This window comes from Streptomyces sp. NRRL WC-3549 (assembly GCF_000721935.1).
Lineage (GTDB): Bacteria > Actinomycetota > Actinomycetes > Streptomycetales > Streptomycetaceae > Streptomyces.
The window spans coordinates 23,514-30,184 of the sequence record NZ_KL585408.1; the positions used below are offsets into that span (position 1 = coordinate 23,514).

At 72.5% G+C, this 6,671-nt stretch carries 7 protein-coding genes; 2 read left to right on the forward strand and 5 right to left on the reverse strand.

Annotated elements, in window-relative coordinates; genetic code table 11:
* The 5 genes from IH13_RS0119345 to IH13_RS0119365 all read right to left on the reverse strand — a co-directional run.
* On the reverse strand, positions 1 to 377 hold a 377-nt coding region (locus IH13_RS0119345), incomplete at its 3' end, for an SDR family NAD(P)-dependent oxidoreductase (RefSeq protein ID WP_031086117.1).
* Positions 378 to 381: 4 nt separating this feature from the next.
* Positions 382 to 2,175: a glycoside hydrolase family 15 protein gene (locus IH13_RS0119350; RefSeq protein WP_031086119.1), complete on the reverse strand. Its 1,794-nt coding sequence runs from the start codon at positions 2,173 to 2,175 to the stop codon at positions 382 to 384.
* A 57-nt stretch (positions 2,176 to 2,232) separates the two neighbouring features.
* A complete protein-coding gene (locus tag IH13_RS0119355) occupies positions 2,233 to 3,030 on the reverse strand; it encodes an SURF1 family cytochrome oxidase biogenesis protein (RefSeq protein WP_031086121.1) in 798 nt (265 codons plus the stop codon).
* Positions 3,031 to 3,097: 67 nt separating this feature from the next.
* On the reverse strand, positions 3,098 to 3,331 hold the full coding sequence (locus IH13_RS0119360) for a hypothetical protein (protein WP_082317647.1): 234 nt from the start codon (positions 3,329 to 3,331) through the stop codon (positions 3,098 to 3,100).
* A gap of 63 nt (positions 3,332 to 3,394) precedes the next feature.
* Positions 3,395 to 4,402 (reverse strand): DEDDh family exonuclease, encoded by a 1,008-nt coding sequence (locus IH13_RS0119365; protein ID WP_031086123.1) that lies wholly within the window; start codon positions 4,400 to 4,402, stop codon positions 3,395 to 3,397.
* A 143-nt stretch (positions 4,403 to 4,545) separates the two neighbouring features.
* Between IH13_RS0119365 and IH13_RS0119370 the strand changes: the two genes are divergently transcribed.
* Both IH13_RS0119370 and IH13_RS0119375 read left to right on the forward strand, forming a co-directional pair.
* Entirely contained in the window at positions 4,546 to 5,265 is a 720-nt protein-coding gene (locus tag IH13_RS0119370) for a VIT1/CCC1 transporter family protein (RefSeq protein ID WP_031086124.1), read from the forward strand.
* A 395-nt stretch (positions 5,266 to 5,660) separates the two neighbouring features.
* On the forward strand, positions 5,661 to 6,545 hold the full coding sequence (locus IH13_RS0119375; RefSeq protein WP_031086125.1) for a sterol desaturase family protein: 885 nt from the start codon (positions 5,661 to 5,663) through the stop codon (positions 6,543 to 6,545).
* The last annotated feature ends 126 nt before the right edge of the window (positions 6,546 to 6,671 follow it).

Consider the following 6,671-nt stretch of genomic DNA (forward strand, 5'->3'; position numbering starts at 1 on the left):
GCGGCGGCGGCCGTGCGGGCCAGCCGGACGGCACCGAGGAAGACCGACTCGAAGGCGGACTGCCACTGGTCGTCCGTGTTGTCGGCGACGAAGCCGGGGGCGGGGCCCCCGACGCTGACGAGGATGCCGTCCAGCCGGCCGAAGCGTTCCTTCGCGGTGTCCACCAGGCGCTGTGCGGCCGACGGGTCGGCGTTGTCGGCGACGACACCGACGGCGTCCTCGCCCAGTCCGGCTGCGGCGGCCGTGATGGCCTTCTCGTCCCGTCCGGAGACGACCACCTTCGCGCCGTCCGCGACGAGGGCGCTCGCCGTGGCGTTGCCCAGCCCCCGGCTCGCACCGGTCACGATGTACACGCGGTCCTTCAGTCCAAGATCCATGGTCCTATCCTGCCGCCTCGTGCGCCGCGAGGTCGACCGCGCTGTTCACCAGTCCGATGTGGCTGAAGGCCTGCGGGAAGTTGCCCAGCTGGCGTCCGGCCACCGTGTCGTACTCCTCGGCGAGCAGCCCCACGTCGTTGCGCAGGGCCAGCAGCTTCTCGAAGAGCTCCTCCGCCTCCTTCCTGCGGCCCGTCCGCAGAAGCGCGTCGACCAGCCAGAAGGAACAGACGACGAACGCGCCCTCCTCGCCGGGCAGGCCGTCCACGGAGGGGCCCTCGGTGCTGTAACGGCGGACCAGCCCGTCGGAGGCGAGTTCGGCGCGGACGGCGTCGACCGTGCCGATGACCCGGGGGTCGTCGGTCGGCAGGAACCCGGTCCGCACGACGAGCAGGACCGATGCGTCCAGCTCCCGCGAGCCGTAGGACTGGGTGAAGGTGTTCCGTTCGGGGTCGTAGCCGCGCTCGCAGACCTCCGCGTGGACCGCGTCCCGCATCGTCCGCCAGCGGTCGGCGTCGCCCGGCAGCCCCGGGTTCTCCTCCAGGGTGCGTACCGCGCGGTCGGCGGCCACCCAGGCCATCACCTTGGAGTGCACGAAGTGGCGGCGCTCCCCGCGGATCTCCCACAGGCCCTCGTCCGGCTCGCGCCAGGCGGACTCCAGGAAGCCGAGCAGGCTGAGCTGCAGGTTCCAGGCGTGCGGCTTGTCCCCGAGCCCGGCCTCGCGGGCCACCCGCAGCGAGTCGATGACCTCGCCGTACACGTCGAGCTGACGCTGCTGCACGGCCGCGTTGCCGGTGCGGACGGGGCGGGAGCGCTCGTAGCCGTCGAGCCAGGGCAGCTCCGTCTCGGGGAGTCTGCGTTCCCCGGCGAGGCCGTACATGATCTGGAGGTCCGCCGGGTCGCCCGCGACGGCGCGGAGCAGCCAGTTGCGCCAGGCGCGGGCCTCCTCCAGATAGCCGGCCGAGATCATGGCGCCGAGGGTGAGGGTGGAGTCCCGTAGCCAGCAGTAGCGGTAGTCCCAGTTGCGTACGCCGCCGATCTCCTCCGGCAGGGAGGTGGTCAGGGCCGCGACGATGCCGCCGGTGGGGGCGTAGGTGAGTGCCTTCAGCGTGATCAGGGAGCGCATCACGGCCTGCCGGTGACTGCCGTGGTACGTGCACCGGGCCGCCCACTGCGCCCAGTCCGACAGGGTGTGCCTCAGCGCCTTGTGCGGGTCGATCAGCTTCGGGCGCGGGGAGTGGGAGGCGTGCCAGGTCAGGACGAAGGCCACGCTCTCGCCCTCCTTCACCGTGAAGGACGAGCAGGTGCTGAACTGCTGGCCCCAGGTCTTGACCGGAGGTTCGCTGCGCAGCCAGACCGAGTCGGGGCCCGCCACCGCCACCCGGTGGCCGTGGGAGCGGCGCATCCAGGGCACCACCTTGCCGAAGTCGAAGCGCAGCCGCAGGACGGACCTCATGTCGACGCTGCCGCTGACGCCCTCGACGATCCGCATCACGTCGGGTGCCTTGTCGCGCTGCGGCATGAAGTCGATGACCTTCACCGTCCCGGTCCGGGTCTCCCAGAACGTCTCCAGGACCAGCGAGTCGTCCACGTAGGCGCGGCGGGTGCAGGTGTCGGCGGGGCCGGCGCCCTGGGGGGCGATCCTCCAGTGGCCGTTGTCCTCGTCGCCGAGCAGGGCCGCGAAGCAGGCGCCCGAGTCGAAGCGGGGCAGGCACAGCCAGTCGACGGAACCGTTCTTGCCGACCAGGGCACCGGTCTGGAGATCACCGATGAGCGCGTAGTCCTCGATACGTGGTGTCACGTACCGGCGTCTTCCCGGACCGCGGCCCCGCTAAGCAGCAGGAGCGGGGAAGGCGTCTCAGGCGGTGGCCGGCTCCGGCGCCCCGGCGCTCTCGCTCTCCTTCGCCGCCTGCTCCTCACGGTCGCGCTTCTCGCGGCGCAGGAGGATCACCCAGCCGACCGGGACGCCGGCGGCGAAGAGCCACCACTGGACGGCGTAGGCCATGTGCGGGCCGATGGAGCCGTCGTCGGGGGCGGCGATCGTCTCGGGGCTGCCGTCGGCCGGCGCGGGGTCGGTCAGCTCGAGGTATCCGCCGAGGACGGGACGGCCGAGCAGGTGGGCCTGCTGGGCGCTGTTGATGAGCATCACCTGGCGGTCCGGCAGGCCGGCCAGGTCCTTGATGCCGCTGGCGCCCGTCGTCTCGTCGGCCTTGAGCCGGCCGGTGACGGTGACCTCGCCGCGGGGCGGGGCCGGGACCTCGGGGAAGGCCTCCTGGGTGGCGGCGGCCGGGACCCAGCCCCGGTTGACCACGACGGTGCCGCCGCCCTTGAGGTCCAGCGGGGTCAGGACCAGGACGCCGATGTGCTCGTCCCGCGAGGTGCGGCGGCGCACGACGACCTCGTGCTCGGTGTCGAAGGTGCCGGTGGCCGTCACCGTACGCCAGTAGTCCGAGCGCGGGACGGTGTGCCCGGGGGAGGTCAGGCGGGAGACGGGGACCGGGGCGGCTTCGAGGTTCTTCGTGATCAGCGCGTTCTGCTCGACCCGGTGTTCGTGCCGGTGCAGCTGCCAGAAACCCAGTTCGACCATCGTGGGAATCAGGACGAGGACGATGAGGGTGAGGATCACCCACTGCCGGGTCAACAGGAAGCGGTACACCCCATGACCGTACAGCCGGGGTCATGGGGTGCGGCACGGAGGGTCCCCGTCGGGGCGGACCGGACCGTCATACTTTGTCCACGATCCCCGTCCTTCCCTCGGCCCGCGCGCAGTGGCCGCCGCAGTACCAGTGGCCGTCGGCCTCCACGCCCTGGCCGATGACCTGGACCCGGCAGTGCTCACAGATGGGCGCCATGCGGTGGATGGCGCAGGAGAAGCAGTCGAAGACGTGCACCGCGCCCTGCGCGTGCACCTCGAAGGACATCCCGTAGTCGTTTCCGCATACCTCGCAACGTGCCATGCGCCACAGGGTGGGACGCCGGGCGGCGGCGGGCGAGTGGATGGCGGGCGAGTCGCGTCCGGTTCACTCCGATGACGGTGACGGGGGCGGCACCGCGACGGACCGGGCCGGGGCCACGTCCCTCAGCAGATGGGTGAAGGCGCTCTCCTCCAGGATCGGCGTGCCGAACGACTTGGCCTTCACCGTCTTGGACGTCGCCGCGTCCGGGTCGTTGGTGACGAGCAGGCTCGTCAGCCGGGAGACGCTGGTCGCCACGTGCAGACCGGCCTCGACGGCGCGGTCCTCCAGGAGTTCACGGTCGACCGAGGTGTCCCCGGAGAAGGCCACCCTCATGCCCTGCATGAGCGGTTTGTCCGGCTCGTATCGGCCGGGGTTGGGATACGGGCACGCGGGGCGCTTACGGGAGGCACGCCAGGTGCCCTGGCCGCCCGGCGGCCGGTAGCCGACGCGCGGGGCGACCGGGGAGTCCGTCCACTCGGTCAGCGGCCGGCCCTCCAGCAGCGGCAGCCGCATCCCGCCCCGGGCCGCCGCGTGCAGGCTCGGCCGGAACGCCTCGGCCAGCACCCGCGCGTCGTCCAGGGCGTGGTGGGCGCGCTGCTGCACCACGCCGAAGTGCGCGGCGAGCGACTCCAGCTTGTGGTTGGGCAGCGGTAGCCGGAGCTCCTTGGAGAGCGCGATCGTGCACAGCCGCTGCCGCACCGGCGCGGTGATCGCCGCACGGGCGTACTCCCGGGCGAGCATCGACCAGTCGAACGCCGCGTTGTGGGCGACGAGCACCCGGCCGTCGAGCCGCTCGGACAACTGGGCGGCGACCTCCGGGAAGAGCGGTGCCCCCTCCAGGGCCTCGCTGGTCAGCCCGTGGATCCAGACGGGACCGGGATCCCGCTCGGGGTTGACCAGCGTGTACCAGTGGTCCTCCACCTCGCCCCGTGCGTCCAGACGGTAGACCGCCGCGGACACTATCCGGTCGTCGCGGGCGAGTCCGGTGGTCTCCACGTCGACGACCGCGTACCCCTGGGGGTAGGCGGTCGGCCACGGTGCTGCGGTCTGACGGTCGTCGAGCATGGTCACAGAGAATACGGGCCGCGACTGACAGCGCCCCAGCCGGGCGCCCCGGGTCCGTGAACCGGGAGGGGCCGGCCCTCCGTCGGCCGAGGGGCCGGCGGTGCGGGTCGGGGGTGCGTCCGGGGCCCGGGCGGTGAGACCCTCCCGGGGTGAAGGAGACTCAGGCGCAGAGGCACGAGGAACCCCACGAGAGCGGTCTCGGAACCCGGCTCAACTGGCTGCGGGCGGCGGTCCTCGGCGCCAACGACGGCGTGGTCTCCACCGCCGGACTGGTCGTCGGCGTCGCCGGGGCGACCGGCGACCGGGCCACCCTCCTGACGGCCGGTCTGGCCGGGCTGCTCGCGGGGTCCATGTCCATGGCGGCCGGCGAATACGTCTCGGTCTCCACCCAGCGTGACTCCGAGAGGGCGGCGCTGGCCATGGAGAGGCGCGAGCTGGAGGAGACGCCGGAGGCCGAACTCGACGAGCTGACCGAGATGCTGCGGGGGAAGGGGCTGAACGCCCGGGTCGCCCGCGAGGCCGCCGTCCAGCTCACCGCACGCGACGCGCTGCGCGCCCACGCGGAGGTCGAGCTGGGCATCGACCCGGACGCGCTGACCGACCCGTGGCACGCGGCCGGTGCGAGCTTCGTGGCCTTCACGGTCGGCGCGCTGCTGCCGCTGCTGGCCATCGTGCTGCCGCCGGACTCGCTGCGGCTGGTCATCACGGTGGTCTCGGTGCTCGCCGCGCTGGCCGTCACCGGCTGGTGGAGCGCGCGGCTGGGTGAGGCGCCCGTGGGGCGCGCGGTGCTGCGGAACATGGGCGGGGGAGCGGTCGCCATGGCGGTGACGTACGCGGCGGGGGCGCTGCTGGCGGCGGCGGGGGCGTGAGGCCCGCGCCCCGAGGAGGGACCCGCCCCCCGGGGGGGCGGGTCTTGGTCGGCGTACCGACGCCGTGAGCCGTGCTTCGAGTGCCGTGCTTCGAGTGCCGGCGTCGCCGGGCGGTCCGGCCTCGCCGGGCGGGGGAGCGGGCGTACCGGGTCCGGGGGCCGGTCCGGCACCCGGCCGGGTGCCGACCCCGGCCTCGGTGACGGCCGTGGCGGCCGGCCGGATCAGCACAACGTCCGTACCCGGCACACGTGTTCCTCCCCGATGACCTCCGGAGGCGGAATCCTGCGGAGCGGCGTTCTTGGCGGGTTCCGCCAAACGCTGATGACTTCGCGTCTCACATACTTGTGGGTAACAACGTCTATCCCCCGCCCGCACGACGGCTCTACGGTGCTCGCATGGAGCCGAACCTGCCCGATGTCGTGCTGTGGTCCATCCCGGCCTTCGTCCTGCTGACCGTCCTGGAAATGGTGTCCTACCGGCTGCACCCGGACGACGAGGCCGCCGGGTACGAAGCCAGGGACGCGGCCACGAGCGTCACCATGGGGCTGGGCAGCCTGGTCTTCGACCTGCTGTGGAAGATACCCGTCGTGGCGATATACACCGCCCTGTACGAACTGACCCCGCTGCGCGTCCCCGTGCTGTGGTGGACGGTCCTGCTGATGCTGCTCGCCCAGGACTTCTTCTACTACTGGTCGCACCGGGGCCACCATGTGATCCGGATCCTCTGGGCCTGCCACGTGGTGCACCACTCCAGCCGGAACTTCAACCTCACCACGGCGCTCCGCCAGCCCTGGACCTCACTGACCTCCTGGCCGTTCTACCTCCCGATGATCGCCCTCGGCGTGCATCCCGCGGCGCTCGCCTTCTGCTCCTCGGCGAACCTCGTCTACCAGTTCTGGGTGCACACCGAACGGATCGGCAGACTGCCGCGCCCCTTCGAGTACGTCCTCAACACGCCCTCGCACCACCGGGTGCACCACGCCTCCCAGGGCGGCTACCTCGACCGCAACTTCGGCGGCATCCTCATCGTCTGGGACCGGCTCTTCGGCTCCTTCGCCGCCGAGGACGAACGGCCCGTCTACGGCCTCACCAAGAACATCACCACCTACAACCCGCTCCGTGTCGCCACCCACGAGTACGCCGCCATCGCCCGGGACGTACGGGCCGCCGGCAGCTGGAGCGAGCGGGCCGGGCGGGTCTTCCGCGGGCCGGGGTGGCAGCCCGCGCCTCCCGCCGGGGCCCCCGCGCCCGCCCGCCGCGCCGCCAGGCGTGCCGCATGAGCGCGCTCCCGCGGGCACCCCGGCTCGTCCGCCCGCTCCTCGCCGCGTTCCTCGCCGTCGTCGTGGTGGACCTGGCCGGCCTCCTCGGCGGGGTGCACGCCGTCCACCTGGTCGCCAAGCCGCTGT